General features: G+C 73.5%; 26 protein-coding genes. 10 read left to right on the forward strand and 16 right to left on the reverse strand.

The window, feature by feature from the left end; translation table 11 throughout:
• The first annotated feature begins 15 nt into the window (after positions 1-15).
• Complete coding sequence (locus ASE15_RS13465) at positions 16-594, forward strand: Dps family protein (RefSeq protein WP_056651868.1); 579 nt, start codon at positions 16-18, stop codon at positions 592-594.
• Between the two features lie 204 nt (positions 595-798).
• On the forward strand, positions 799-1,254 hold the full coding sequence (locus ASE15_RS13470; RefSeq protein WP_056651866.1) for a VOC family protein: 456 nt from the start codon (positions 799-801) through the stop codon (positions 1,252-1,254).
• A 35-nt stretch (positions 1,255-1,289) separates the two neighbouring features.
• On the opposite strand, the gene ASE15_RS13475 is transcribed toward ASE15_RS13470, so the two are convergent.
• Positions 1,290-1,985: a tyrosine-type recombinase/integrase gene (locus ASE15_RS13475; protein WP_157277218.1), complete on the reverse strand. Its 696-nt coding sequence runs from the start codon at positions 1,983-1,985 to the stop codon at positions 1,290-1,292.
• A 74-nt stretch (positions 1,986-2,059) separates the two neighbouring features.
• On the reverse strand, positions 2,060-3,274 hold the full coding sequence (locus ASE15_RS13480) for a Fic family protein (RefSeq protein WP_056763647.1): 1,215 nt from the start codon (positions 3,272-3,274) through the stop codon (positions 2,060-2,062).
• Between the two features lie 94 nt (positions 3,275-3,368).
• Between ASE15_RS13480 and ASE15_RS13485 the strand changes: the two genes are divergently transcribed.
• Positions 3,369-4,052, forward strand: a complete 684-nt coding sequence (locus ASE15_RS13485) for a YigZ family protein (protein WP_056763649.1) — start codon at positions 3,369-3,371, stop codon at positions 4,050-4,052.
• Between the two features lie 490 nt (positions 4,053-4,542).
• Here the strand turns inward: ASE15_RS13485 and ASE15_RS13490 are convergent, their stop codons facing one another.
• Positions 4,543-5,319 (reverse strand): MerR family transcriptional regulator, encoded by a 777-nt coding sequence (locus tag ASE15_RS13490; protein ID WP_056652284.1) that lies wholly within the window; start codon positions 5,317-5,319, stop codon positions 4,543-4,545.
• Between the two features lie 143 nt (positions 5,320-5,462).
• Between ASE15_RS13490 and ASE15_RS13495 the strand changes: the two genes are divergently transcribed.
• Complete coding sequence (locus tag ASE15_RS13495) at positions 5,463-6,830, forward strand: serine hydrolase (protein ID WP_200960547.1); 1,368 nt, start codon at positions 5,463-5,465, stop codon at positions 6,828-6,830.
• A 169-nt stretch (positions 6,831-6,999) separates the two neighbouring features.
• Here ASE15_RS13495 and ASE15_RS13500 read toward each other — a convergent pair whose 3' ends face one another.
• Positions 7,000-8,430 carry a UTP--glucose-1-phosphate uridylyltransferase gene (locus ASE15_RS13500; RefSeq protein ID WP_056763651.1) on the reverse strand — a complete coding sequence of 477 codons (1,431 nt, stop codon included), beginning with the start codon at positions 8,428-8,430 and terminating at the stop codon, positions 7,000-7,002.
• Between the two features lie 84 nt (positions 8,431-8,514).
• Positions 8,515-9,135, reverse strand: coding sequence for an L-threonylcarbamoyladenylate synthase (locus ASE15_RS13505; RefSeq protein ID WP_056651850.1), 621 nt, complete (start codon positions 9,133-9,135; stop codon positions 8,515-8,517).
• A 64-nt stretch (positions 9,136-9,199) separates the two neighbouring features.
• Here ASE15_RS13505 and ASE15_RS13510 point away from each other — a divergent pair, with 64 nt between their 5' ends.
• Positions 9,200-9,946, forward strand: coding sequence for an endonuclease/exonuclease/phosphatase family protein (locus tag ASE15_RS13510; protein WP_056763653.1), 747 nt, complete (start codon positions 9,200-9,202; stop codon positions 9,944-9,946).
• A 174-nt stretch (positions 9,947-10,120) separates the two neighbouring features.
• On the opposite strand, the gene ASE15_RS13515 is transcribed toward ASE15_RS13510, so the two are convergent.
• Positions 10,121-11,935 (reverse strand): FAD-dependent oxidoreductase, encoded by a 1,815-nt coding sequence (locus ASE15_RS13515; protein WP_056763655.1) that lies wholly within the window; start codon positions 11,933-11,935, stop codon positions 10,121-10,123.
• Positions 11,936-12,107: 172 nt separating this feature from the next.
• On the opposite strand from ASE15_RS13515, the gene ASE15_RS13520 reads away from it, so the two are divergent.
• From ASE15_RS13520 to ASE15_RS13530, 3 genes are all read left to right on the forward strand, one after another.
• Positions 12,108-12,971 carry an SDR family oxidoreductase gene (locus ASE15_RS13520; protein WP_056651844.1) on the forward strand — a complete coding sequence of 288 codons (864 nt, stop codon included), beginning with the start codon at positions 12,108-12,110 and terminating at the stop codon, positions 12,969-12,971.
• A 106-nt stretch (positions 12,972-13,077) separates the two neighbouring features.
• On the forward strand, positions 13,078-13,500 hold the full coding sequence (locus ASE15_RS13525) for a cyclic nucleotide-binding/CBS domain-containing protein (protein WP_056651841.1): 423 nt from the start codon (positions 13,078-13,080) through the stop codon (positions 13,498-13,500).
• 141 nt (positions 13,501-13,641) lie between these two features.
• Positions 13,642-14,409 carry a GAF and ANTAR domain-containing protein gene (locus ASE15_RS13530; RefSeq protein ID WP_082608952.1) on the forward strand — a complete coding sequence of 256 codons (768 nt, stop codon included), beginning with the start codon at positions 13,642-13,644 and terminating at the stop codon, positions 14,407-14,409.
• A gap of 66 nt (positions 14,410-14,475) precedes the next feature.
• Here ASE15_RS13530 and ASE15_RS13535 read toward each other — a convergent pair whose 3' ends face one another.
• The 3 genes from ASE15_RS13535 to ASE15_RS13545 all read right to left on the reverse strand — a co-directional run bounded on the left by ASE15_RS13535 (position 14,476) and on the right by ASE15_RS13545 (position 16,995).
• Positions 14,476-15,204 carry a PAS and ANTAR domain-containing protein gene (locus tag ASE15_RS13535; protein WP_056651838.1) on the reverse strand — a complete coding sequence of 243 codons (729 nt, stop codon included), beginning with the start codon at positions 15,202-15,204 and terminating at the stop codon, positions 14,476-14,478.
• A gap of 145 nt (positions 15,205-15,349) precedes the next feature.
• Positions 15,350-15,706, reverse strand: coding sequence for a helix-turn-helix transcriptional regulator (locus ASE15_RS13540; RefSeq protein ID WP_139107896.1), 357 nt, complete (start codon positions 15,704-15,706; stop codon positions 15,350-15,352).
• Positions 15,707-15,711: 5 nt separating this feature from the next.
• Positions 15,712-16,995: an MFS transporter gene (locus ASE15_RS13545; RefSeq protein ID WP_056763657.1), complete on the reverse strand. Its 1,284-nt coding sequence runs from the start codon at positions 16,993-16,995 to the stop codon at positions 15,712-15,714.
• Between the two features lie 85 nt (positions 16,996-17,080).
• On the opposite strand from ASE15_RS13545, the gene ASE15_RS13550 reads away from it, so the two are divergent.
• Positions 17,081-17,281 carry a hypothetical protein gene (locus ASE15_RS13550; RefSeq protein ID WP_056763660.1) on the forward strand — a complete coding sequence of 67 codons (201 nt, stop codon included), beginning with the start codon at positions 17,081-17,083 and terminating at the stop codon, positions 17,279-17,281.
• A gap of 3 nt (positions 17,282-17,284) precedes the next feature.
• On the opposite strand, the gene ASE15_RS13555 is transcribed toward ASE15_RS13550, so the two are convergent.
• The 3 genes from ASE15_RS13555 to ASE15_RS13565 all read right to left on the reverse strand — a co-directional run bounded on the left by ASE15_RS13555 (position 17,285) and on the right by ASE15_RS13565 (position 19,400).
• Positions 17,285-17,746 carry an HNH endonuclease gene (locus tag ASE15_RS13555; protein WP_056763662.1) on the reverse strand — a complete coding sequence of 154 codons (462 nt, stop codon included), beginning with the start codon at positions 17,744-17,746 and terminating at the stop codon, positions 17,285-17,287.
• Positions 17,747-18,246: 500 nt separating this feature from the next.
• Positions 18,247-18,735, reverse strand: a complete 489-nt coding sequence (locus ASE15_RS13560) for a Fur family transcriptional regulator (protein ID WP_200960548.1) — start codon at positions 18,733-18,735, stop codon at positions 18,247-18,249.
• On the reverse strand, positions 18,732-19,400 hold the full coding sequence (locus tag ASE15_RS13565; protein WP_056763663.1) for a GAP family protein: 669 nt from the start codon (positions 19,398-19,400) through the stop codon (positions 18,732-18,734). Before ASE15_RS13565 ends, ASE15_RS13560 begins: the two co-directional genes overlap by 4 nt.
• Here ASE15_RS13565 and ASE15_RS21680 point away from each other — a divergent pair.
• Complete coding sequence (locus tag ASE15_RS21680) at positions 19,387-19,512, forward strand: hypothetical protein (RefSeq protein WP_255354309.1); 126 nt, start codon at positions 19,387-19,389, stop codon at positions 19,510-19,512. The genes ASE15_RS13565 and ASE15_RS21680 overlap by 14 nt on opposite strands.
• A 100-nt stretch (positions 19,513-19,612) precedes the next feature.
• On the opposite strand, the gene ASE15_RS13570 is transcribed toward ASE15_RS21680, so the two are convergent.
• From ASE15_RS13570 to ASE15_RS13585, 4 genes are all read right to left on the reverse strand, one after another.
• On the reverse strand, positions 19,613-21,403 hold the full coding sequence (locus ASE15_RS13570; RefSeq protein ID WP_056763665.1) for a SulP family inorganic anion transporter: 1,791 nt from the start codon (positions 21,401-21,403) through the stop codon (positions 19,613-19,615).
• Between the two features lie 145 nt (positions 21,404-21,548).
• Positions 21,549-22,877 (reverse strand): magnesium transporter, encoded by a 1,329-nt coding sequence (mgtE, locus tag ASE15_RS13575; protein ID WP_056651818.1) that lies wholly within the window; start codon positions 22,875-22,877, stop codon positions 21,549-21,551.
• A 169-nt stretch (positions 22,878-23,046) separates the two neighbouring features.
• Positions 23,047-23,607 carry a dihydrofolate reductase family protein gene (locus ASE15_RS13580; protein ID WP_056763667.1) on the reverse strand — a complete coding sequence of 187 codons (561 nt, stop codon included), beginning with the start codon at positions 23,605-23,607 and terminating at the stop codon, positions 23,047-23,049.
• Positions 23,608-23,630: 23 nt separating this feature from the next.
• Positions 23,631-23,858, reverse strand: coding sequence for a hypothetical protein (locus tag ASE15_RS13585; protein ID WP_056651814.1), 228 nt, complete (start codon positions 23,856-23,858; stop codon positions 23,631-23,633).
• Positions 23,859-23,907 lie beyond the last annotated feature (49 nt).

Genomic DNA, 23,907 nt, shown 5'->3' on the forward strand with positions numbered 1-23,907 from the left:
CTCGAGGAGGACCACATGGCTGCCCACAAGGACCTGCCGGACTACACCGTCCCGTCGCTCACGCTCCAGGAGGGGAAGGACGTCGCGGCAATCCTGCAGGAGCGCCTGCACTCGCTGAACGACCTCGCCCTCACGCTCAAGCACATCCACTGGAACGTGGTGGGTCCGCACTTCATCGCGGTCCACGAGATGATCGACCCGCAGGTGGATGCCGTCCGTGCCATGGTCGACGCGACGGCCGAGCGCATCGCGACCTTGGGGGTACCGCCGCGTGGCACGCCGGGCGCGATCGTCGCCGAGCGCACCTGGGAGGACTACCACCTGGGTCGAGCCTCGACGATTGCCCACCTGGGCGCCCTCGACGAGGTCTACCAGGGAGTGATCGCCTCGCACCGCAAGGCTGCGGCCGACACCGAGACGGTCGACACCGTGAGCAACGACCTCCTCGTGGGGCACCTGCACGAGCTCGAGCTGTTCCACTGGTTCGTCCGCGCGCACCTGGAGTCCTCGGGCGGCGAGCTCTCGACCTCGGGGGCGTCGACCGAACGTGGTGCAGCCCGCAAGGCCGAGTCCGCAGCCAAGAACGAGGCCTGACTCCCCCGACCGCGTACCGGTCGGCTCGACAGACGAAGTGCCCCTGGTCCTCGGCCGGGGGCACTTCGTCTGCCGGCGCCCGCCCTGCCTGTCCGGGCTCGGTGGTGAGTCGGAGATCTTGGGTGGGTCGATGCGTTCTCTACGCTTGGCACACTATTTTGCTTCGAACAAGCGATGGGGCAGCGTGCGGCATAGCGTGGCCGCATGACCGATCGACCCGATGCCCCGCCCGTGCGCCAGCTCCGCCTCGTCGTCGAGGCCGAGGACTACGACGTCGCTCTCGCCTTCTACCGCGACCTGCTCGGACTCCCCCAGGAGGCCGCCTTCACGGGCGAAGGGGACGCGCGCGTAGCGATCCTCGACGCGGGGCACGCCACCCTGGAGATCGCCAACCCCGCGCAGAAGCGCATGATCGACGACGTCGAGGTGGGACGGCAGGTCGCTCCCCCGCTGCGCGTCGCGTTCGAGGTGTCCGACGCCGCCGCCGTCACGACGGCCCTCGTCGACGGCGGAGCACACCTCGTCGCTCCGCCCGTCCGTACGCCCTGGAACTCGCTCAACGCGCGGCTCGAGGCGCCCGCCGGCCTGCAGATCACGGTCTTCCAGGAGCTCGGCGCCGAGGCGCCCCGCTCCCCCGCGGACGACGACCGCACGACCTGAGCCCCGCCGTCGGGCCCCTGGAGCCTGGCGACGGCCTACTCCCCCGCTGCTCCCACGGGCTCGCCCAGGACCTCCGAGTCCGCGTGCCAGGCCCGACGGACCTGCTCGAAGCGCGTCGGGAGCGGCGGGCGCACACCGCCGTACCGCGCGTTGGTCCGCTGCACGAACCTGCGCCACGACAGCACCAGGCCCTGCTTGGTGATGGGCAGCCCGCTGGCGACCGTGACGCCGTTGTCGTGCGTGTGGTGCACGGTCAGGAGCAGCGCTCGCGGGATCGACCCCTCGAGCTCGGAGCAGAGGTCCTCCCGGACGTCCATCCAGCGGCGCAGGACCAGGACGACACCCGGTTCCAGGCGGTGCTCGCGCACCGTGCGGTGCTTGCCGTGCTGCACCACGACGCGCCCCTCCCCCGCCTGCGCGCCCGTCGGACCGAGGTCGAGCGAGTCGACCGTGCAGCGCAGCAGGTCCGAGTACCGGGCGCCCGTGGCACGCGTCAGCCCGACGATGACGGCCAGACGCACCATCTCCGGCTTGGTCGAGGCGTACATCGCGGCGACCGAGAGCTCGCGCCACACCCACTCCGCCTCGTCGCGCGTCACGGGCGGCCGCGGGTAGCGCGGGGCGAGCGCCTGCGCGGCCTCACCACCCGACGGGCCGGGGTCGGGCGCACGCTCCTGCCCGACCGGGTCCGTCGGGGCGTCGTGGGGTGAGTCGGCGGCGTCGGTGACCATGAAACCACCCTATCCGCTTGGCACACTATTTTCTGCCATGGCGCTCAGCGTGTCACGGGCCGCCGCCCGTCGGGTCACACCTCGCGCAGCCGCCGCGTGAGGTCGTCGATCTCGCCCAGCACCTCCGTGGCCGCCCAGACCCCGTGCCGCTGCGACGTCGAGATCCGCGAGAGGACGCCCGCCTCCGTGAGACGCCCCAGCGCCTCGTAGGCCGCCGCTCCGGACGTCCCTGCGACCTGCCGCGCGAGATCCCCGTCCAGCACGGGGTGGTCCAGGAGCGCGTCGAGGATCGACGCCGCGGCCGAGCCCGCCCGCGGGCGCACCTCGGCCCGCCACAGCCCCGGCAGCTCCGCGAGGTTGTCGGCGGAGACGCGCGCCTCCTGCGCAGCCCTCGACGCGCTCACGGCGAGGTAGCGCACGAACTGCGCGGCCTGCCCCTCCCGGTAGGCGTTGACCCGCGCGAAGTACTCCCCCGTGTCGGCGAGCATGGCCGAGGCGACCGGGACAACGAGCGTCGGCGCAAGCCCCCGTCGACGCCACACCGCGCCGATCAGGGCGCGTCCGATGCGGCCGTTGCCGTCCGTGAACGGGTGGACCGACTCGAACTGGGCGTGCGCGATCGCGGCCTGGGCCACGGCAGGGAGGTCGTCGCGCCCCAGGAATGCGACCAGGTCGTCCATGTACGCGGGCACGAGCTCGGGTGGCGGCGGGACGTGCACGGCTCCACGGGGCGAGTAGTCGGACCCGCCGATCCAGTTCTGCACGGTGCGGAGAGCCCCCGCCGCAGGTCCGTCCAAGGGGTCGTCCTTGAGCAGCGTCCGGTGGGCCGCGAGGACGTCGTCGAGCCCGATCGCCCCCGAGCTGCCGGCCGCGTCGACCAGCCGCGACACGGCCCGGGCCGCCGCGACCGTGACCTGCGCGTCCTTGCTCGCGCGCACACCGATCGTGGCCTTGGCCAGGTCGGCGAGGCTCGCGTCGTGCCGCTCGATCCGCGACGAGGCCACAGCCTCGGTGCGCAGCAGGAACGTGGCGAAGGACGACAGGACCGGACCGTGGACCGCGTCGAGCCGCGTGATGTCCACGGCTGCGCGCTCGATGTGCGCGGCGTCCTCGGCGGTCGGCACGTAGGCGACCTCGGCGATCAGGGGCGGCAGCGAGACCGTGACCTCGCGCAGCATCCGGTCCTCGCGCGGACCTCGGGTCATCGAACGCCAGGGACGCGCCTCGCTCGTGTGGCGCGGCCAGTCCGGCTCGTCCGTCGTGCTGCTCGCTGTGGCCGCGTCCGTCATCGACAACCTTTCCGTGGACATCCTTGAATCAAGGTTATGCCCTCTAACCTTGACGCGCTCAGCGGGAAGTCCAGGTTGGCTACGCTGGTCGACGATGACCTCCCCAGCCCGCTCCCCCGGCTCCGCCGGCGGCGACCCATCGCTCCCCTCGACCGTCGCCCGCCCCGTCGAGCACGAGCTCGTGGTCAAGAAGTCCCGGTTCATCACGCTCCTGCACCCCGTCACGACGGTCGCGGCCGCCGAGACCGTCATCGCGCGCGTCCGCAAGGAGCACTGGGACGCCCGGCACCACTGCACGGCGCTCGTCGTGGGGACGCACGCCGACCAGCAGCGCTCGAGCGACGACGGCGAGCCCTCGGGCACGGCAGGCATCCCCATGCTCGAGGTCCTGCGGCACCGCCGCGTGACCGACGTCGTCGCGGTCGTCACGCGCTACTTCGGCGGCGTCCTGCTCGGAGCCGGAGGCCTCGTCCGCGCCTACTCGAACGCCGTGAGCGAGACGCTCGACCTCGCCCCGATCCTGCGTCGCGAGGTCATGGTCGAGGTCACCGTCGAGGTCCCGCACGCGGAGGCAGGCAGGATCGGCAACGTCCTGCACGAGTGGTGCGCTACCCACGGCGCGGTGCTCGAGGGCGCCGACTACGCCACCCGCGCCGTCTTCCGCCTGCTCGTCCCGCCCGCACAGCTCGTGCCGCTCGAGGCCGACCTCGCGTCGGCGTCCAGCGGGACGCTGTCACCGGCCGTGGGAGACCGCCGGGTCGTCGACGTCCCGGCCTGAGCCACGACGAGGGCGAGGGGCTCTCCCCCGGCCGCGTGGCGCCGTCGGGCACGAGGAACCCGCCCGACGGCGCCACGCGCCTCTCAGGGGGCCTCAGCGCCCTCGTGGGGCCCGTCCCAGGATGCCCGTGGCCCGCGCTCGCCGCGTACGGAACGCGTCGACTCGAGACCGCGCCACCACGCGGTCCCGACCGATGACCGCGATCAGGTCGAGGGTGTCAGGGTCGGGAACACCGACAGTCCACACCTACGGGATCGGAGTGGGCCCGCCGAGCGCTCGGCGGGCCCGCCCGCTCGCGTCCGTCGCTGACGACGAGATCGGCGAGACCCTGGAGCTGCGGTGGGACAGCTCTGCGGAGAACACCGGGGACGACGGGTCGACGCTGGCTGCCTGGGCGAAGCGGCTCACCCCACCCGACTCCGAGACTCCGGCCCGCTGGCGGCGGCACGAGGCGGCGCCTCGCAGCAGTGCCCGGTCTGCCGGGCGACCGTCACTGACGCGGAACGGTGATGCCGGCCGCGCGCAGCTTCGCCTCGACCAGCGTGTTCAACCGGGCGATGGAGGGTGCCTGGTCTTCCCGGTGGTGGTTGACCACCGCGTAGCGGGAGGCGGCGTCGGACTGGTCCTGAAACCCGGTCGGCATCGCCAGCAGCGCCCGTTGGGTCAGCAGCTTGTCGGCGAGCGTGGACGCCAGCTCCTCGATCCGCAGGTCGTCCGGATCCCACGACCTCGCATCCCAACAGCGCTTGGTCAGCTCGACGAACTCGGGGTCGCCCAGGGAGTGTTCGAGCCGGTCCAGGAAGCCGTCGAAGATCTCCGGGACCACTACCCGGGCCAGCACCAGGGCCTCCCGTTGACCGGCGATGTAGCCGGGACCGAAGCCGAGCTCGGCGAGCCGCTCCAGGACCGCGCAGGCCCGGTCGGGCAGCAGGGCGCGGTCACCGTGGTCGAGACGGTGCAGCCTGTCGCGTCGGGCGACGAGGTCTTCGATCCGTTCGGTGAGTCGGTGGTGGACGTCGTCCAGGGTGGCGGCGAACGTCGCGGGATCGGCGTCGAGCAGGGCACCGATCTCGACCAGTGGCACGCCTGCCGCGGCCAGGGTCCGAACCTGGACCAGCCGGTACAGGTCGTCCGACCGGTAGCGGCGGTAGCCGGAGCCGTCGCGTTCCGGCTCGGCGACCAGGCCGAGCCGGTGATAGTGCCGCACGGTCTTGATCGTGACATCGACGAACGCCGCCGCCTGACCGATCGTGAGCCCGTCTGTCATCGGCTCAGTGCACCTCCGGATCGCGGCGGCGGCGGCCTTGCGCACCGTGCCGGTTCGACGGCCCGGAAGCCCGGACGATCACCGTCGAGGATAGCGCGCACCCGTTCCATGCCCCCGCTGGCACGAGGGACAGGGCCCTCGCGATGGGCGCCTCCCCCTTGATCGGCACAGGGGGGTTGACCTTGACCTTGGGTCAAGGCTGCAGGCTCTGCGCATGGCCGTTCGAAGGGCCAGGCAGCCACCAGGGCCGCCGTGAGAACCACACCGTCAAGGGGAGATCCATCATGGGAACGAGCAACAGCGGCTTCTCCGACGCAGGGCTGCGTCGGCTGCGCGAGGTGCTGGCACAGCACGTCGAGTCCACGAAGATTCCCGGCCTTGTCGCCCTCGTCAGCCGTGGCGGCCAGACGCACGTCGAAGCGATCGGGACGATGCGTCATGACGGTGGCGCGCCGATGCGCCGGGACACGATCTTCCGGATGGCGTCCACGTCCAAGCCGGTCACGATGGCGGCGGCGATGATCCTGCTCGACGAGTGCCGGCTGCGGCTGGACGACCCCGTGGACCAGTGGCTGCCCGAGCTCGCCGACCGGCAGGTGCTGACGCGGCCCGACGGGCCCCTGGACGACACCGTGCCGGCGCACCGGCCGATCACCGTACGGGACCTTCTGACGTCCACGTTCGGGCTCGGGGTGGACTTCGAGTCGATGGCTTCCCCGATCAGGGCCGCGACCTTCGAGCGTCTCGACTACAGCGTGGCATCCGGTCCGGCCCCGGAGCCGGACGAGTGGATGCGTCGCCTCGGCGAGCTGCCGCTGCAGTACCAGCCCGGAGTGCGGTGGCAGTACGACCTCAGCAACGAGGTGGTCGGCGTGCTCGTCTCCCGGGTCACGGGACAGTCGTTGGAGACGTTCCTGCGGACACGCATCCTCGATCCGCTGGGGATGAAGGACACCGCCTTCCACGTGCCCGCCGACAAGATCGACCGACTGCCGCCGCTGCTCGGGCCCGACCCGCAGACCGGCGAGTTCCTCGTGTGGGACGAGGCGGCAGGAGGAAGGTCCAGCGCGCCTCCCGCGTTCCAGGGCGCCGGCGGCGGGCTGGTCTCGACCGCCGACGACTACCACGCGTACTTCCAGATGCTGCTCGACCACGGGATGCACGGAAGTGAACAGATCTTGTCCCGGGCCGCCGTCGAGCTGATGACCACCAACCGTCTCTCGCCCGAGCAGCTTGCCGCCAGGGAGACGATGTTCAGCAACGTCGCCCACCTGTCGTCCGGCCAAGGGGCGAACGGCGGCTGGGGCTTCGGGATGGCGGTGCGCACCTATCGCGGCGACTACGCGCCCATCGGCCAGTTCGGCTGGTTCGGCGGCACCGGCACCACCGCCTACGCAGACAGGACCAACCAGCTCACCGGAGTCCTGCTCACCCAGGTCGGACTGTCCACCCCGGATTCGCCGCGTGCCATGAGCGACTTCTGGACCACGCTCTACCAGGCCATCGACTGACGACGAGCTCGAACGGTACCTTGCGGCACCTCCGCACGCGGCTCGGTCTCGGTCGAGAGCAGTCTCGCCATCTGTTCACGGTGCCATGAACCGTGCAGATGTCATGGCGCCGTGACTTCTGCAGAAGTCACGGCGCCATGACGTTCGCCCGCGAGCACGGTGCAGTGATTCAGGAGCCCGCGACGATCCCTGCAGGGCCCACGTGCGCACCGTCCGGGACGCTCGACGGTGCGCCCGCGTCCTCCAGGACCGCGTCACCCTCGGCCACGACGTCCCGGCCGAACGTCCAGTCGCCCCGCACCGCGAGCCCGGTCGCTCCCCGCAGCGACGGCACACCCTGCGCGAACCGCGTGTCGAAGTCGCCCACGAGCTTGTAGTACGCGCTGTCGAGGTCGATCAGCGGCGCCTCGACCCGGGCCCGGAGCGTGAAGTCCTCGGCGAGCTCGTAGACGTCCGAGCGGAGCAGGAGCAGGTCGCTCGTCGCCTTGACGGGCAGGAAGCGGCTGCGGTCGACCTCGATCACGGTCGAGCCCTCGAAGACCTCGATCGCGGCGCCCATGGCCGACTCCATCTGGATCACGGGCGTCGACGACGGGTCGGTCGGGTCGACGGTCTTGGGGTTGACGATGAGCGGCAGCTCGAGGACTCCCCCGGTCCGCTCGAGCTCGGTCGCCAGCGCCCGCAGGTCGAGCCACAGGTTGTTGGTGTTGAAGAACCTGTGACGCTCGATGTCCCCCGCGGCCGCCAGGTCCTCCTCGGGGGTCTGCGCGGTCTCACGCAGCACGAGCCGACCGTCCGAGCGCCGCACGACGAGATGGCCGCCCTTGCGGTCCGCGGGCGTCCTCCGGGCCACCTCGGCCGCGAACGGAGCGCCCGACGCCGCGAACCAGCCGGCCATCGCCGCGTCCGGAGCAGCCCCGAGGTTGTCCGAGTTGGACACGCTCGCGTACAGGTAGCCGGCGTCCAGCAGGGCCTGGAGCGCCCCCGACGCCACGAGGGCCGTGTACAGGTCGCCGTGCCCCGGCGGGCACCACTCGAGGTCCGGGTCCGCAGGCCACTCGACGGGCTCGAGGTCGTCTGCGCGCAGCTTGGGCTCACGGTTCTGCAGGAAGTCCAGGGGTAGCCCGTCGACCGCGAGGTCGGGGTAGGCCGCGAGCGCCGCGAGGGTGTCGTCGCGGGTGCGGAAGCTGTTCATGAAGAGCAGGGGGAGCTGGGCGCCGGTGGTGGCGCGGGCGGCGCGGACCTGGCGGGCGATGATGTCGAGGAAGGTCAGGGGGGTGGCGTCGGAGCCGTCGGTGCTGCCCGTGTCGCGCACGGTGAGGAGCGACTTGGCGCGGTCCATGCCCATGGAGGTGCCGAGGCCTCCGTTGAGCTTGATGAGGACGGTGCGGGAGAGCGCGTCGGCGGCGTCCTGGGGGGTGACGTCGAGGTCGTCGCGGTGGGTGACGTCGGTGAGGGGTTCGATGTCGGCCTCGGGGACGGTGCCGGTGGCGCCGTCCTGGAGGAGTGCGTAGAAGCGGCTGAAGACGTCGATCGCGGTGGGGTGGACGCCGGCGTCGGTCATCTTGTGCTGGGAGTGGGTGAGGCCCTGGCTGCTCATGGTGTCGATGCTAGGGCTGGTGGGCGGGATCGCGCTGGGTGGTTCGTGGTGTGCCGGTCACACGCGGCGCGCGGGGGGCCGGTGCTACTCGAAGCGGGAGGGGTCTCCTGCGCCGACGCGTACGACCTCGGCCGTGCCGGAGGAGAAGTCGACGACGGTGGTGGGTTCGGTGCCGCAGTCGCCGGAGTCGACGACGGCGTCGACCTGGTGGTCGAGGGCTTCCTTGATCTCCCACCCCTGGGTCATGGGTTCGTCCTCGCCGGGGAGCAGGAGGGTGCTGGACAGCAGGGGTTCGCCGAGGGCGCGCAGGATGGCCTGGGTCACGGCGTGGTCGGGGATGCGGACGCCGACGGTCTTCTTCTTGGGGTGCGCGAGGCGCCGGGGCACCTCGGAGGTCGCGGGCAGGATGAAGGTGTAGCTGCCGGGCGTGGAGGCCTTGATGGCGCGGAAGGCGGCGTTGTCGATCTTGACGAGCTGTCCGAGCTGTGCGAAGTCGGCGCACACGAGCGTGAAGTGGTGCTTGTCGCCGAGGTGGCGGATGTCGCGGATGCGTTGGGTGGCGCTGTGGGAGTCGAGCCGCGCGCCGAGGGCGTAGCAGGAGTCGGTGGGGTAGGCGATGAGGGCGTCGTCGCGCAGGAGCGTGACGATCTGGTCGATCGCGCGGGGCTGGGGGTCGACGGGGTGCACGTCGAAGTACTTCGCCATGGACCGAGCCTAGGTCAGCGCGGCTCGGCGTGCCGCGCGCCGGGGTGGGAGGACAATCGGTGGGATGCGACTGGCGACCTTCAACATCCTGCACGGGCGGTCCACGGTCGACGACCTGGTGGACGTCGACCGGTTCTCGCGTGCGGTGGCGGACCTGGGTGCGGACGTGCTGGCGTTGCAGGAGGTGGATCGCAACCAGCGGCGCTCGGGGCACGTGGATCTCGCCCGGGTGGCGGCCGAGGCCATGGGTGCGGTCGACCACCGGTTCGCGGCGACGATCGATCGGCGGGGTGCTGGGGGGCGTGCGCAGTACGGTGTGGCGCTGCTCTCACGCTTCCCGGTCCACGAGTGGCGGGTCCTGCCCCTTCCTCGTCGCCCGTGGTGGCGCCCGCTCCCGCGGGGGAACGACGTGCGTCGTCCGCGGTGGCGCCTGGACGAGCCGCGCACGGCTCTCGCCGCCGTCGTCCTGGCTCCGCAGGGCCCGTTGACCGTGGTCGCGACGCACCTGAGCTTCCTGGACGGCTGGGGCGAGCACCAGCTCGACCACCTGGCGGCGGGTCTTGCGGACGCCCCGCGCCCCTTGGTGGTCCTGGGGGACATGAACCTGCGGTCGGAGATCCCGGCGGCGGTCACGGGCTGGAGCCCGTTGGTGGTGGCCCGGTCATACCCGGTCGCGCACCCGACGTTGCAGATCGATCACGTCCTGGCCGACGGGTCGGTGCGCCCGACGTCGCCGGGACGGTCGGTCGACACGGGGCTCTCGGACCATCGGGCGCTCGTGGTGGACGTGGAGATCGAGCCTCTCGGCTGAGTCGCGGCCGCTGGCCCACCGGCACTGTTCGAACAGGAGTTCGACGTCGTCGTCCCGCATCGCACCCACGGATAGAACACTTGTTCGACCCCCGCTTCGAAAGCGCCCCGATTCCTTCGAACAGGTGTTCTATCTCTTCGCCCGCCCGTGGGGCAGGGGCACTTCTCCCCCGGTTCAGGCCGACGTGCCGTGCGTGATGCGCACGACGGGCAGGCGCAGCGCACCGGGCGCCCCGGCAGGCACGGCGGGGCGCAGCGGCTCGACCGGGGCCACGCGCCGGTAGGCGCTGCCGAGCGGGGGACGCGGGTCCTCCTCACCGCGTCGGGGCCACATCGCGACGGCCCGCTCGGCCTGGGCCGTGATCGTCAGCGACGGGTTGACGCCCAGGTTCGCGCTCACCGCGGCCCCGTCCAGGACGTGCAGCCCCGGGTGCCCGAACACGCGCTGGTACGCGTCGAGCACCCCGGACTCGGGTGAGGCGCCGATCGCGCAACCGCCCAGGAAGTGGGCTGTGAGGGGCATCCCGAACGGTTCGCCGATGCTCCCGCCGGGCGCTCCGCCCATGACCCGGGCCAGGCGCCTGGCCGCCTCGTGCGCGGCGGGGATCCACCCGGGGTTCGGGGCGCCGTGCCCCTGGCGCGAGGTCATCCGGCGCCGCCCCGTCCACGTGCGCCGCGTGTACGTCGTCAGCGAGTTGTCGTGGCTCTGCATGACCAGGGCGATCACGGTGCGCTCGGACCAGCCGCGCAGGTCGAGCATGGCGGGCAGCCGGCGGCGCTGGGCCCACAGCTCGCGCACCCACTCCCCCGGCGAGGGCGCGCTCCCGGGGCGGGCTCCGTCGTCGGGCGCGGTCCCCTCGCCCTGAGTGCGCGGGCCGCGAGCGCCGCGGGGCGTGACGAGGACGGTCTGCAGGAGGGCCATGGCGTTCGAGCCGCGGCCGTAGCGCACGGGTTCGACGTGCGTGTGGGCGTCGGGGTGGAACGAGGAGGTGATCGCGACGCCGCGCGTGTAGTCGGGCGCGGTTCCCCCCGGGGGGCGCCGGTCGGCCGTGGCGCCCAGCAGGGCCTCGGAGTTGGTGCGGGTGAGCATGCCGAGGCGCTCGGAGAGGTGGGGCAGGGTGCCCGCGTCGCGCTGGGCGTGCAGGAGCTGCTGGGTCCCGTGGGCGCCGGCCGCGAGGACGACGTGCCGGGCGGTCCAGCGGGTGCGCCGGGCGAACGGTCGGTCGGTGCGCCGCGAGGTGACCTCGTAGCCCCCGTCCGGGAGCGGGGCGATGCGGGTCACGGTCGTCAGGGGGTGGATCCGCGCCCCGGCGGCCTCGGCGAGGTGCAGGTAGTTCTTGACGAGCGTGTTCTTGGCGCCGTGGCGGCACCCGGTCATGCACTGGCCGCACTCGAGGCACCCGCGTCGTGCGGGGCCCGCGCCGCCGAAGAACGGGTCGGGCACGGGCACCCCGGGGGCGCCGAACAGCACGCCCACGGGGGCGGGCGTGAACGTGCCCTCGACGCCCATCTCGCGCGCGACCTGGTGCATGGCCTCGTCCGCGGGCGTGCTGCCCGCGTAGGTGACGACGCCGAGCATGCGCCGCGCCTGGTCGTAGTAGGGCGCGAGCTCGGCCTTCCAGTCGGTCAGGTGGCCCCACGAGGGGTCGGTGTAGAACGCGTCGAGCGGCTCGTAGAGGGTGTTGGCGTAGACGAGGGACCCGCCGCCGACCCCGGCGCCGGCCAGGACGAGCACGTCCCGCAGTCGGTGCACCCGCTGGATGCCGAGGCAGCCGAGGCGCGGCGCCCACAGGAAGTCGCGCAGGTGCCAGGAGGTCGCGGCGAAGTCCTCGTCGGCGAAGCGACGACCGGCCTCGAGGACCGCGACCCGGTACCCCTTCTCGGTCAGCCGCAGGGCCGCGACGGACCCGCCGAAGCCCGAGCCGACCACCAGCACGTCGACGTCGGGGGTCGGTGCGCGGTCCTGGTCCGCAGAGACGTCGTCGGTCATGGTCCTGGTCACCTCGTCGCGTGGGCGGGCGCCCCGTCGCGCCCGGCAGGTGCTCATCCTGCCACCAGCTCCGGGGCGGGGCGTGCGCACCTCCTGCGAGCCCGCGAGCGCCGACCTAGCGTGGGGAGGGACCGGTTCGACGCGTCCCTCGACACCCCGACGGAGGAACACCATGCCCGACGACGCCCCCGCCTTCCCCGCCCAGCAGCAGGAGCCCCCGGGGCTCACCGCACCGATGGACCCGGCTCCCGACCACGGGGAGACCTCCTACCGCGGTTCGGGCCGTCTCGCGGGCCTGCGCGCCCTGATCACGGGCGGTGACTCGGGCATCGGCCGGGCCGTCGCGATCGCGTTCGCGCGGGAGGGCGCCGACGTCGCGATCGGCTACCTGCCCGAGGAGCAGCAGGACGCCGAGGAGACCGCGCGCTGGGTGCGTCAGGCGGGCCGCGAGGTCGTCCTGCTGCCCGGGGACCTGCGCGAGGAGCAGGTGGCGCGCGACACGGTCGCCGACGCGGTCGCCCGCCTGGGCGGTCTGGACGTGCTCGTCAACAACGCGGGCTTCCAGATGGCGCGCAGGTCGTCGATCGCGGACGTCACCACGGACGACCTCGACCGCGTGCTCAAGACCAACCTCTACGCGCTGTTCTGGGTCACGCAGGCCGCGCTCGAGCACCTGGGCGAGGGGGGCTCGATCGTCAACGTCTCGTCGATCCAGGCCTACCAGCCGTCCACGTCGTTGCTCGACTACGCCTCGACCAAGGCCGCGATCAACAACTTCACGGTCAACCTCGCCGCGGAGGTCGGCGCGCGGGGGATCCGCGTCAACGCCGTGGCCCCCGGACCGATCTGGACGCCGTTGCAGCCCGCGACCCAGCCGCCCGAGAAGATCGAGGCGTTCGGTGCGGACACCCCGCTCGGTCGTGCGGGGCAGCCCGCCGAGGTCGCCCCGGCCTTCGTGTTCCTGGCCTCGCCCACCGACGCGGGCTACGTCTCGGGGACCGTGCTGGGGGTCACGGGCGGCAAGCCCGTCTTCTGAGGTCGCCCCGCCGCCCCGCCCGGCCGGGGCGGCGGTCTCGGGCTAGCCTGGACGCGGGTCGAGAAGTGGCCCGCACGCACCGCAAAGGGTCCCTCGGAGGCCGACGATGCCCACGACCATCGCCCAGCTCATGTCCACGACGTTCTGCACGGTCGAGCAGAGCGCGACGGTCGCGAGCGTCGCGCGCGCGATGATCGACGAGGACGCCGGCGACGCGGTCGTGCTCGACGACGGGGACGTCGTGGGCATCCTCACCGACCGCAGCATCGTGCGCGCCCTGGCGGCCGACGCCTCGCCCGACCATCCCGTGGGCGGGCTGTGCACCGAGGACCTCGTGGTCCTCAGCCCCCAGGACCCCGCCCGGGAGGCCGTGCGGATCATGGAGCGCCACGCCCTGCTGCGCCTGCCCGTGATGGTCGGGGCCGAGCTCGTGGGGATCGTGCGGCTCTCCGACCTCGTGACCGCGATCGAGCGCGGGCTCGTCACCGTGACCGAGACCCAGGGCGCCGGGAGCCTGGAGGGCGCCTGAGCCGAGCCCGTGTGGGGTGCCCCGGGGCGACCCAGGCCCGGACTTTCGCGTGCGGGCGCGTAGCGTAGTCCCCGAGAGGTGGAGGACCGGCGCGCTGTGCACCGGACACCGGACACCCCCGAGCACGAACGGGTACGCAGGATGACGCAGGAGCTGCAGCAGACCACCACCACCGCCCCCTCGACGGTCGAGTACGGCACCGGGGTGAGCCCGGCCTCGGCCGTCGAGTCCTCCGTCGCGGCGGCTGCCCGCGCCCTGGCCGAGGAGCCGAGCCTCCAGGAGACTCTCGACCGGATCGTCGAGCTCGCGGTCGCCATGGTCGACGGCTGCGACGCGGCCGGGATCTCGCTCGTGACCCGCAAGGGGCAGATCGAGACCCCGGCGGCGTCCCACGCGCTCGCCCGACGCGGCGACGAGCTCCAGTACGCCCTCAACGAGGGGCCGTGCCTGGACGCGATCCGCGAGACCGACCTGGTGCGCACCGACGACCTGGCCACCGAGCCCCGCTGGCAGCGCTGGGCCGACCAGGTCCAGGACGAGCTGGGCGTGCGCTCGATGCTGTGCGTCCAGCTCTTCACGAGCGAGACCTCGCACGGCGCCCTCAACCTCTACTCGCGGTCCGTGGCCGCGTTCCCCGCCACGACGCTCTCGATGGTCTCGACGTTCGCCGCGGTCGCCGCGGCGGCCCTGACCGCGGCCCGCACCGAGGAGCAGCTCACGAGCGCGGTGCAGACGCGCACCGTGATCGGGCAGGCCCAGGGGATCCTCATGGAGCGCTACCAGCTCTCCGCGCAGCGCGCGTTCGGGGTCCTGAGCCGTGTCTCGCAGGACTCCAACGTCAAGCTCTACGACCTCGCGCGCCAGGTCGTCGAGACCCGGGTCCTGCCCCAGCGCCCCAGCGCCGACTAGGGGCCCGGGCGCCGCGGGACCTTCGGTCCACCACAGCACCACGCAGCGGCGCGGCGCGGGCCCGGCTCAGCCCGCGGCCGCGCCCTTGCGCCGGAAGAGCTGCGCCCCGCCCACGCGGCTCACGCTGCCGGGCTCGAGCGCCGCGAGGCACGCGTCGGCGCGGTCCTTCGCGTCCTCGCCCAGCCCGCCCGCGACGGACAGCGCGTCGAGCAGCTCGCGGGCCACGTCGGGCAGGCGGCGGCTGCTCTCGCTCGCGTGCACCACGAGCAGGTCCAGGGCCCCGTCGGAGTCCAGCCCGTGCGTGGCCATGAGCACGCCCTTGGCCTGGTCGACGACGGCGCGGTCCGCGAGCCCCACCGCGACCTGGCGGGTCACCTCCCGGCGCAGCGCGTCCTCGTGGGCCGCGGTGCTGTCCACGACCAGGCCCACGACCTCCACGACGGCCCCCGACGCGTCCCGGCGCCCCTGACCCGTGACGGTGACCGTCCTGGTCCGGCCCCGGGCGTCGACGATCCGGTGGCTGCAGCTGAAAGGACGCCCCGTGGTCCGCAGCATCGCGATCTCGCGCAGGACCGCGTCACGGTCGTCGGGGTGCTTGTGCGAGGCCAGCAGCGCGGCCGTGGGCGCGACCGATCCCGGTGCCAGCCCGTGCAGCAGGTACATCTCGTCGGACCACCACCACTCGCCCGTGCGCAGGTCCACGCGGTACTGCGCGGTGGGGTGCGCGCGCCCGATGCTCAGCGCCTCGGCCAGAGGGTCGCGCCGGCGACGGCGGGGGGTTCGTTCGGTCGTCATGAGGTCTCGCTCTCAGCACAAAGTGTCGAGGGGCCGCTTCCTGACTCCTAGGTGCCCCACCTTAGGCCCCGGCGAGCAGGAGAGCCAGCATGCCCTCGCGTCCCGGCGGCCCCACGGTGACCTCCTGACGCCGCGGGCGCCCGCCTCACTCCTCGAGCGCGTGGTGCGGCGGCAGCGGGTAGAGCGTGTGCTCGGTGTGGTGCAGGACGTTCGTCACGAGCGCCCCCACGTGCTCGGTGGCCTGCGCGTAGTAGACGCTCGTGCCCTCCCGCCGCGAGGTCACCAGGTGGCCCGCACGGAGCTTGGCCAGGTGCTGGGAGACCGCGGGCACGGGCCGGTCGAGGGCCTCGGCGATGGCCGTGACCGACATCTCGGTGCCGGACAGCATCTGCAGCACGGCCAGGCGCGTGCGGTCGGCGAGCAGGCGCAGCACCTCGACCGCCCGGTCGAGGTCGGCCTCGGGAGGGGCGGCGGGTCGGACGTCGCGCTGCGTGGTGGCCATCCCCCTCATGCTCCCACCTGGGCGTGCGCCCGCACGGCAGGCGGCGCGTCCGCGCTGGGCGCGTCGCTCCCGGCGCCGGGGACCGGCCACAGCGCCCGCGCGGCCAGGGTCGCCGTGGCCGCGACCAGGGCGAGCACGCCCGCGGCCCAGGACAGGCTGAGCGCCCCCAGCAGTCCCGCGAGCGGGTAGGTCAGCAACCAGCACGCGTGGGACAGCGAGAACTGCGCGGCGAACGCAGCGTGCAGGTCGTCGGGGCCGACCGACCGGCGCACCACGCGCCCCACGGGCGTCTCGACCGCGGACCATCCTGCGCCGATCACCGCCCACGCGAGGACCACCCCGACCAGCGCGCCGCGCTGCGGGAGGGCGAGGACCAGGGGCACGACGGCGCAGCCCACCGTCACGAGGACGGCTCCCCCGAGCATCACGCGTCGCTCGGGCAGCGTGCGCAGCAGCCGGGGCAGGGTGAGCGCCGCGACCACCGACCCGCCGCCGCACACCGCCAGGAGGACCGCGACGCCGTCGGGCCCGAGCCCCAGTCCCACCCGCGCGACCACGACGCTCTGGACCAGCACGAACGAGACCCCCGCCGCGACCGCGAGGTCGAGCGCGAGCACGGGGCGCAGGGCCGGCGTGCGCACGAACAGCACCGCTCCCCGGCGCAGGCGCCACCCGAACGAGCCGTCCGGCCTCGAGGGGGCAGCCCCGGCCTCGTGCACCCGCCGTGGGAGCACGACCGAGACGACGAGCAGCGCCGAGGCCGCGAACCCCACCGCGGTCCCCCAGAAGAGCTGGGACGGGGTCAGGACCAGCAGGAGGACGGCCGCGAGCGCCGGGGACGCGACGGCCTCGAGGTCGTACGCCAGGCGCGAGAGCGACAGGGCCGAGGTGTAGTCGCGTTCGGCGGGCAGGACGTCGGGCAGGACGGACTGGAACGTGGGGGTGAACGTGGCCGAGGCGCACTGCAGCACCACGACCAGGACCAGCACCTGCCAGACCTCGCCCACGAACGGCAGCGCGAGCGCGACGCCCAGGCGCACGAGGTCCGCCCCGACGAGCACCGCGCGGCGCGGGGCCCGGGCGAGGAGCGCCGCGGCGAGCGGGGCCAGGACCACGTAGGCGACCATCTTGACCGTGAGGACGGTCCCGAGCACCGCGCCCGCGCGCGGACCCGCGAGGTCGTAGGCGAGCAGCCCGAGGGCGACGGTCGCGATCCCCGTGCCGGCGAGGGCGACGACCTGCGCGGTGAACAGGCGCCGGTAGACCGGGTGGGACAGGGCGGAGAGCATGCCCCCATCATCCTGCCTGCTTGCGCAGTGATGCAACTATGCAACCAATCGGCCCGGGGCGGCTCGGTCGTGGGATCCTGGAGCCGTGTCCGACCTGACGTCCCGTCGCATCCCGCCCGGCCCCATCCTGCAGGCGTTGCGCACGCACCGCTTCCTGCCCGACTGGGCCCTCGACGTGCCCCGGCTCGCGCTCGAGCACGCCCTGGACCTCGCCGAGGGAGACCCCCGGCGCCTCGTCCTGGAGGAGGACGGCACGATCCGCGTGGAGAACGCCCCGCAGTCCTGAGGGCTAGACCCTGCCGTGCGGGTAGACGTCCGCGAGCACGGGCTCGAAGGGGCGCGAACGCAGCGTCATGCCCGCCTCGAGGGGCGTCCGCCCGGCCTTGGCGCTGTTGCACGCCTCGCACGCCGCCACCGCGTTCATCCAGGTCGTGGGGCCGCCCTGGCAGCGGGGCACCACGTGGTCCATGGTCGTGGCCGGGGCCCCGCAGTAGCCGCAGCGGTGCCGGTCCCGGCGCAGGAGCGCCGCGCGCGAGTAGGGCACACGTCCCGTGCGCTCGTAGACCCAGCGGGTGTGGACGTAGCGGACCAGCTCGACCGAGACGGGGCGCTGGTAGGGGCCGAAGGTCTCGCCCTCGACGGCCTCGCGTACCGCAGCGACCCGCCGGTGCAGCATGCGGATCGCGTGCCCCAGCGAGACACGGCCCAGGACCTGCCCGCCCCCCAGGTTGTAGATGAGGACCTCGCTCATCGACCGACTCCCGTCTGCGTCCCGTGGCGTCGAGGTCCTCGACGCCACGAGCGCTCGCGCTGCGTGCGGAGAGGGCGGGAATCGAACCCGCCCCACGGGACGCTGGTGCGTCCCGTCGCCGTCCTTGGCACATGCCTCTCCAGGGGTAGCCGCCCGACTGCAGACCGGGCGACTTGGGAACTCCACGCACACCACGGTTCCCCGTCGTGACCAGGTTCATGTGCCTGGCTCGCCGCGCTACCACTCCGGCGCGGTCTCGTGTGCGTCAGCTCGTGCGGGCCGCCGGGGCGGCACCTCATGAGAACGGGTCAGGAGCGGTGACGTCCGGGCTGCCCCGTACGACGCCGGCCTCCTGACCGGACGATCACCACAGTAGCCTCCGCCCCCGGGGCCACGGCAAGGGCTTTTCGGGGAGGGATCGCGCAGGAGCTCCGCGGACGCCGTGCCGAGGGCCGCCGGGACCCGCTCCTGACGCCGGCGCGCCCTCCCCCGCGCCCGGCCTAGGCCCGGCAGGTCCCGCAGACCCCGGACAGCGCCACGTGCGCGGGGGCGAGCGTGAAGTCGGCCGCCGTCGCGAGCCACGTCGTGACCGGGTCGAGCAGGTCTCCGGGCAGGTCGATGATGCGTCCGCACGAGCTGCAGATCGCGTGCAGGTGCTCCCGGGACGGCTCGCCCGGGGCCAGGTGGTAGGCCGTGGCCCCTCCCCCGATGTGCACGTGCGTCACGACGCCCAGGATCGTGAGCCGGTCCACGGTCCGGTAGATCGTCGCGCGATGGATGCCCGGGTGCCGGTCCTGGACCCGGGCCGAGAGCTCGTCGGCGCTCGGGTGCCCCTCGCCCGTGGCCAGGACCTCGAGGACCGCCCGTCGCGCCTCGGTCACGCGGTGCCCGCCTGCCCGCAGCCGGTCCAGCGCGGCCTCGACGGGGTCGGTCTCCGGACCCGGACCGGGAGCGGCCAGGTGCTGGTGCTCGTGCCCCTGCCCGCTCACAGCGCCGTGATCCCGTCACCGACCATCTTGGCGCCCAGCACCAGGAGCAGCACGGCCATGATGACCGCGTTGTTCTGGATCATCCAGGTCTTGAGCTCCTCGAGCATGGTCGCGGCGCGCGCGCCCATCGCGAGGTAGATCACCACAGGGGCCGCGACCCCGATGCTCGCCACGACCACGAAGACCGCGAGGGCCCCGAGCTGCTCACCGGTCTCGGACGTCGCCGCCGCGATGGCCGCGGCCCCCGAGACCACGAGGAGGAGGTTCTTGGGGTTGACCGCGCCGAGCAGGACCGCGAGCCCGAACGCCTTGACGGGCGTGAAGGCGTCGATCGCGCTCATCCACTTCGGTGTCTCCGGGGTCGCGCCCGCGCGCGGACGCCCGCGCCACTGCTTGATCGCGAGCAGCAGGAGCAGGACACCCAGGACGATCTTGACGACGCTGGCCCACGCGGGCGGCCCGGACTCCGAGGGCGTCGCGGCCCCGGCCACGAGCAGCACGATCGACCCCAGCACCGCGATCCCGACGATCCACCCCAGCAGGAACGAGAACCCGTTCGCCGTGGCCTTCCTGCTGACGAGCATCAGCACGACCGCCACGATCGGCATGGGGCTGATGAGAACACCCACCGCGATGGGCAGGGACTGACCGATGGCTGCGCCCACGGCACTTCCTCTCGTCGTGCGGCGGGCGCCGGGACGCCGCGCCGCGTTCGTGGTCCTGCTCTCGACCCGGGCGCACGCGCCCGGTCCGGACCGGTTCGGCCGTGTCGGGTAGCGCCCCGCCGCACCGGTCACCCCGACCGTAGTGCCGCGCCCCTCGCGCCGCGCGGGAAGGATCCCCCGCCCCCCCGGCAGGTGCGCGGCGCCGTCGGGCCTCAGGAGGCGGGCGCTCCCGCGGGCGCGTCGCCCGCCGAGCCGCGCGCCGCCCCCGGGCCGTCCGCGAGAGCCGCGGCCACCGCGGTGTCGACGTCGGGGTAGGTGGGCGGCAGCTCGTCCGGCCCGACGGCGCCGCGCAGCACGTCGCGCACCTGGCCCACGTCCCGCGCCAGCACCAGGCGGGCGCCGACGCGGTCCAGGTCGCGGCGCAGGGTCCCGAGCATGTCGGCGGCCTCGACGTCGACGAACGGCACCGTCTCGGCGTCCAGGACCACGACCCGGGGCGAGGCGTCGGCGGCCAGGCGACGCACGGCCGCGCGCACCGTGTCGGCGTTGGCGAAGAACAGGCCCGACTCGACGCGCACCACGAGCACCCCCTCGACGCCCGTGCCCCCGTCCTTGCCCGTGGCGACCCGGCGTGCGCGGTCGACCCACACCCCGTGCGGGCTGCGCACGAGCACGGCCACGTGCGGGCGCGAGGCCCGCCCGAGCAGCAGGAACAGCGAGAGCACGATCCCGAGCACGAGGCCCGGCAGCGTGTCGAGCACCAGCACGCCGACCATGGCCGCGAGCGCCGCCCAGAAGTCGTGGCGGGCCGCCCCGCCGTACAGGTCCTTGCTGCGCGGGGTCGCGAGGTCGAACAGGCGGCGCAGAGCCTTGACGTCGACGAGCTCGATCACCGCCGCGATGACGACGGCCGCGAGCGTGGCCTCGGGCAGGGACTCGAACACGGGCGTGAGGAACAGCAGGGTCAGGACGGTCAGCGCCGCCGCGACCAGGCCCGAGACCTCGCTCCGGGCCCCCGCGCCGCCGTTCACCGCGGTCTTGGACAGGCTGCCGTTGACGACCATGCCGGACGCGAGGCCCGAGCCGAGGTTCGCGGCGCCCATGCCGAGCAGCTCGCGGTTGGCGTCGATGTCGTAGCCCTCGCGCGAGGCGTAGGTCTTGGCGGCGCCCAGCGCCTCGGCGAAGCCCACGAGCATGACGCCCGCAGCCGGGCCGATCAGGTCGGTGTAGGTGTTCCAGTCGATGCCCGTGGGCAGGCCGAGCGCGGGCAGGCCCGCCTGGATGGGGCCCACGATGTCGACGCCGTCGTCGTCGAGCCCGAGCAGCAGGACGAGCGCGATCCCGATCCCGACCACGACGAGCGAGCCCGGCACCTTGGGCAGCCACCGCTTGACGGCCAGCACCGCGGCGAGCGACCCCACGCCGAGGACCACGGTCAGCGGGTGCGCGGTGCCGAGCTCGGTGAGGATCGCCCAGAGCTTCTCGAAGAAGTTGCCCTCGCCCTTGTCGACGCCCAGCAGCGCGGGCACCTGCCCGATGACGATCGTCAGGGCCAGGCCCACGATGAAGCCCTTGAGCACGGGCTCGGAGATGAACGAGGCCAGGAAGCCGAGGCGGGCGATGCCCGCCACCAGGCACAGCACACCGGTCACGAGCGCGACCGCGGTCGTCAGCGCGACGAACGTCGCGTCGTCGCCCGGGCGGAACGCCGCGACCACGCTCGCGGACAGCGCCGCGGTCGCGGACATGGGCCCCACGATCAGGTGGCGCGAGCTGCCGAACGCCGCGTAGAGGATCAGCGAGGGCACGGCCGCGTAGAGCCCGACCACGGGCGAGACCCCCGCGATCGTCGCGTACGCGAGCGACTCGGGCACGAGCACGGCCCACACCGTCAGCCCCGCGACCACGTCGCCGCGCAGCCAGGCCCCGCGGTACCCCTGGAGGGACGCGAACAGGAGGCCGGGTCGGGTGCTCGTTGTGCGTGGACTGGTGCTGTGCGGCATGCGCCCGCCTCTCTCCCGGAGGCGCCGCGCGCGCCTCACGGGTGAACGTATCCGTGCGGGCCGCGCTCGGCATCAGGAAGGAACGGGGGCCCGACGGCGCCGCTCGCCTCGCGCTGGGGCCACGCCGCGCGTGCGGCCGTCCGGGCTAGATGCCCAGGACCACCTTGGCGACCGAGAAGTAGATGATCAGGCCCAGGGTGTCGACGAACGTCGAGATGAAGGGCGCCGCGACGATCGCGGGGTCGATGCCCACGCGGCGCGCCAGGATCGGGATGCTCGACCCGACCGTCGTGGCGAGCACGCACACCCCCACGACCGTGATGGCGAGGACCTGCGCGATCGAGACGCCCGCGACCCAGGCCGCGGGGCCGAACCCGACCGCGGCGAGCACCGTGCCGAGCAGCAGGCCCGTGAGCATCTCGCGGCCCACGACGCGCAGCAGGTCCCCACGCCGGATGTCCCCCACGGCCAGGGCGCGGACCACGGTCGTGGCGGCCTGGGAGCCCGCGTTGCCGCCCGTGCCGATGAGCAGCGGGATGAACAGGGCCAGGGCCACGACCGTGTCGAGCTCGGCCTCGAAGTAGCTCTGGACGCCGACCGTCAGGCTCGCCGCGACGATCAGCAGCAGGAGCCAGACCACGCGCGAGCGCACGAGCCCGAGGACCGAGACCGACAGGTACGGGCGGCGCAGGGGCTCGGAGCCGCCCACGCGCGCCGAGTCCTCGTCGTCCTCTGCCTCGAGGATGCGCATCGCGTCGTCGACCGTGAGGACCCCGAGGAGGCGGTCCTCGTGGTCGACCACGGGCACCGCGACGTACCCGCCGTCGCGCACGACGTTCGCTGCGTGCTCCTGGTCGTCGGTGGCCTCGACCGTCACGGCCGGGGACATGACGTCCTCGACCGGGGTGCCGGGGTCGCTCACGAGCAGCCGGCGCAGCGAGACCACGCCCTCGACCACGCGCCCGGGGCCCAGGACGGGCACGGTGTAGATGGTCTCGACGTCGTCCCCCGCCCGGCGCAGCGCGTCGAGCGCACCCTCGACCGTCGTGCCGCGGCGCACCGAGGCGACCCGGGGCGACATGCGCCGACCCGCGCTGTCCTCGGGGTACCCGAGCAGCGCGGTCGTCAGCGCCCGCTCGTCGGGCCCGAGCCCTTCCAGGAGCCGGGCAGCGACACCGGCGGGCAGCTCGTCGAGCAGCGAGGCCCGGTCGTCGGGGTCGAGCGCCGCGAAGATCTCCGCGGTCGAGTCGGCCCGCAGCGCCTCGACGAGCTCGGCCTGGATCGCCGGGTCGAGGTCCTCGAACACCTCGACCGCCCGGCCCTTGGGCAGCAGCCGGAACGCGACCGCGCGCCGCTCGTCGCCCAGCCGCCCCAGCTCGTCGACGACCTCCTGGGTGTCCATGCTCGCGATGCGGTGCTGGAGGTCCTCCAGGTCGTGGGGTCGCTCGGTCCGGGCCTCGGGGTGTGCACGCATGGCACCACCCTCTCAGGGGACCGGCCGGGGCGGCCCGTCGAGGAGAGCGCCGGCCGTCCGCCCTCGCTCCGCCTCGCCGCCCTCGGGCCCGCGCGAGATCGCCGGGGCTGCGGCGGCTCACCGCGAGGAGGTCACCGACCGACGATGTGCGGCGGCGGGCGAGCCCGGCTCAGCGGCGCACGCGGTAGTGCACGTGCACGACCCCGCTCGCGAAGCGCCGCTCGTCGACGAGCTCGAGGTCGGTGCGCACCCCGAGCGGGAAGTTCGCGAGCCCACCGCCCAGCAGGACCGGGCGTACCAGGAGCCGGACCTCGTCGACGAGCCCGGCCGCGAGCGCCGCGGCGGCGAGGGTCGGGCCCCCGAGGCCGACCTCGGCGTCGGCGCCCTGCACGAGGTCGCGGACCGCCTGGGGGTCGAAGGTCCGCTCGAGGCGCGTGCGGGGGGCCGAGACCTCGGCGAGCGTGGCCGAGTAGACGACCTTGTCCGTCTCGCGCCACTGGGCCGCGAAGTCGCGCGTCCCGGGCGACGGGTCGTCGAGCATGGCAGGGTCGTCCCAGACGGCCATGACCTCGTAGAGGCGCCGCCCGAACAGGTAGGTCCCGACGGGTCGCTCGAGGTCGTTGATGAACGCGAGCACCTCCTCGTCGGGGAAGCTGAAGGCGAACGAGCCCGACGCGTCGGCCACGAAGCCGTCGAGCGAGGTGTTGCTCGTGTAGGTCAGCACTCCCACGGTTCCTCCTCGGTGGGGGCCGCCTAGGCTCGGCCCGGGGGCGCGTCGCGGGGCGGCGCGTGGTGACGGGGGGTGTGCCGGGTCCGCACGTAGCGGGTGCCGCCGACCACCGCGAAGAGCACCGCGAGCAGGAGCAGCAGGAACGGCAGCACCGGGGCGCCGGTCGTGACGAGGAGCACGGCCAGGACGAACGAGCCGAGCGCGAGCCAGAGCACGTTCCCGACGGGTCTGGGTTCGCTCGGGCCGGACATGGTCCCCTCCTTGCGCTCGCGCCCTCTCAGCGTACTCCGGGGCCGCCGG

It is taken from the genome of Oerskovia sp. Root22, from assembly GCF_001429135.1.
Taxonomy (GTDB): Bacteria; Actinomycetota; Actinomycetes; order Actinomycetales; family Cellulomonadaceae; genus Oerskovia; species Oerskovia enterophila.

Bases quoted from the DNA above. Each gene is read 5' to 3' on its own strand.
- ASE15_RS13530 (WP_082608952.1), top strand. From the start codon at position 13,642: ATGACGCAGGAGCTGCAGCAGACCACCACCACCGCCCCCTCGACGGTC.
- ASE15_RS13555 (WP_056763662.1), bottom strand. From the start codon at position 17,746: ATGAGCGAGGTCCTCATCTACAACCTGGGGGGCGGGCAGGTCCTGGGC.
- ASE15_RS13535 (WP_056651838.1), bottom strand. From the start codon at position 15,204: ATGACGACCGAACGAACCCCCCGCCGTCGCCGGCGCGACCCTCTGGCC.
- ASE15_RS13510 (WP_056763653.1), top strand. From the start codon at position 9,200: ATGCGACTGGCGACCTTCAACATCCTGCACGGGCGGTCCACGGTCGAC.
- ASE15_RS13490 (WP_056652284.1), bottom strand. From the start codon at position 5,319: ATGACAGACGGGCTCACGATCGGTCAGGCGGCGGCGTTCGTCGATGTC.
- ASE15_RS13500 (WP_056763651.1), bottom strand. From the start codon at position 8,430: ATGAGCAGCCAGGGCCTCACCCACTCCCAGCACAAGATGACCGACGCC.
- ASE15_RS13495 (WP_200960547.1), top strand. From the start codon at position 5,463: ATGGGCGCCTCCCCCTTGATCGGCACAGGGGGGTTGACCTTGACCTTG.
- ASE15_RS13480 (WP_056763647.1), bottom strand. From the start codon at position 3,274: ATGACGGACGCGGCCACAGCGAGCAGCACGACGGACGAGCCGGACTGG.
- ASE15_RS13515 (WP_056763655.1), bottom strand. From the start codon at position 11,935: ATGACCGACGACGTCTCTGCGGACCAGGACCGCGCACCGACCCCCGAC.
- ASE15_RS13485 (WP_056763649.1), top strand. From the start codon at position 3,369: ATGACCTCCCCAGCCCGCTCCCCCGGCTCCGCCGGCGGCGACCCATCG.
- ASE15_RS13570 (WP_056763665.1), bottom strand. From the start codon at position 21,403: ATGCCGCACAGCACCAGTCCACGCACAACGAGCACCCGACCCGGCCTC.
- ASE15_RS13545 (WP_056763657.1), bottom strand. From the start codon at position 16,995: ATGCTCTCCGCCCTGTCCCACCCGGTCTACCGGCGCCTGTTCACCGCG.
- ASE15_RS13540 (WP_139107896.1), bottom strand. From the start codon at position 15,706: ATGGCCACCACGCAGCGCGACGTCCGACCCGCCGCCCCTCCCGAGGCC.
- ASE15_RS21680 (WP_255354309.1), top strand. From the start codon at position 19,387: ATGGCTGCGCCCACGGCACTTCCTCTCGTCGTGCGGCGGGCGCCGGGA.
- ASE15_RS13505 (WP_056651850.1), bottom strand. From the start codon at position 9,135: ATGGCGAAGTACTTCGACGTGCACCCCGTCGACCCCCAGCCCCGCGCG.
- ASE15_RS13470 (WP_056651866.1), top strand. From the start codon at position 799: ATGACCGATCGACCCGATGCCCCGCCCGTGCGCCAGCTCCGCCTCGTC.
- ASE15_RS13525 (WP_056651841.1), top strand. From the start codon at position 13,078: ATGCCCACGACCATCGCCCAGCTCATGTCCACGACGTTCTGCACGGTC.
- ASE15_RS13475 (WP_157277218.1), bottom strand. From the start codon at position 1,985: ATGGTCACCGACGCCGCCGACTCACCCCACGACGCCCCGACGGACCCG.
- ASE15_RS13585 (WP_056651814.1), bottom strand. From the start codon at position 23,858: ATGTCCGGCCCGAGCGAACCCAGACCCGTCGGGAACGTGCTCTGGCTC.
- ASE15_RS13520 (WP_056651844.1), top strand. From the start codon at position 12,108: ATGCCCGACGACGCCCCCGCCTTCCCCGCCCAGCAGCAGGAGCCCCCG.
- mgtE (WP_056651818.1), bottom strand. From the start codon at position 22,877: ATGCGTGCACACCCCGAGGCCCGGACCGAGCGACCCCACGACCTGGAG.
- ASE15_RS13465 (WP_056651868.1), top strand. From the start codon at position 16: ATGGCTGCCCACAAGGACCTGCCGGACTACACCGTCCCGTCGCTCACG.